The 991-nt window shown below is 57.3% G+C and carries 2 pseudogenes; one reads left to right on the top strand and one right to left on the bottom strand.

The features are described 5' to 3' along the window. Window positions 1-562: pseudogene (locus tag JF66_RS20705) on the bottom strand (DNA-directed RNA polymerase subunit beta); the annotation flags it as partial. 289 nt (window positions 563-851) lie between these two features. On the opposite strand from JF66_RS20705, the pseudogene JF66_RS23380 reads away from it, so the two are divergent. Beyond that, window positions 852-991: pseudogene (locus JF66_RS23380) on the top strand (SAM-dependent methyltransferase); the annotation flags it as partial.

Raw genomic sequence — 991 nt, 5'->3', positions numbered from 1 at the left:
AGTAGATGTCCTTATCGGAGGTCTTCTCCTGCTGGCGGTCGAAGTACACGCCGGGCGAACGCACCAGCTGCGACACGACGACACGCTCGGTGCCGTTGATCACGAAGGTGCCCTTGGGCGTCATCAGCGGGAAGTCGCCCATGAAAACGGTCTGAGTCTTGATCTCACCCGTGAGGTGGTTCATGAACTCAGCGTTCACATAGAGGGGTGCGGAGTAGGTCTTACCCTTTTCCTTGCACTCGTCAATGGTGTACTTCTCCGGCTCAAGCTCCGGGTTGGTGAAGGAGAGCTGCATCGTCTCGCCGAGGTCCTCGATGGGAGAGATCTCTTCAAAGATCTCATCGAGCCCGGTGCGATTCGGCAGATCCTGGCGTCCGGCCTTCTGGGCTTCAGCGACGCGCTTCTTCCAGATGTCGTTGCCAACGAGCCAGTCAAAGCTCTCGGTCTGCAAGGCAAGCAGATCCGGAACGTTGAGGTGGTCGCTAATCTTCGCGAACGAAAGACGCTCAGCTGAGCGGCCGTTCTTGGGTGAGTTGGTGGTTGCGTTGCGCGCAGCAGCCAAGGAAATAACCTCCGTGGACCCCGTCAGGTCTAGTTACTGTTATTGGTGAAGAACTCCACAAACCCTGTGCGAATATTTTCTTCGCAAGGAATGTGCCGCAAGGTGGCTTGGGCACGCAAAGCCGACCGCAATATGAAGGCAGAGTTTGTCTGGGAGCGCAAGGATCAACTATATGCCTCTGAGTGCGCCACGTCCACTCTATTCTTGACCTTGTTGCGATTCTCGGGTATAACCCAGTTTCCGGTGCGGCTCTGGAGGGCGCAGACTGGAGGCATGAGCAGTGAGCACAATGAGTAAGGGCGAGCCCGAGAACCCGTCGGTCGTCTTGAAGCTGAGCGGGCACACCGCCGTGATCGAGCCGGACCGGTTCACCCCCGGAAGTTTTCAGCTTGTCGTTGATGGAACGCCGCAATCGCACGTGAACCTCGA

Source organism: Cryobacterium sp. MLB-32 (assembly GCF_000738085.1).
GTDB lineage: Bacteria > Actinomycetota > Actinomycetes > Actinomycetales > Microbacteriaceae > Cryobacterium.
The sequence above is the reverse complement of the archived record's forward strand: the minus strand, read 5'-3'. Positions and strand labels throughout refer to the sequence as shown.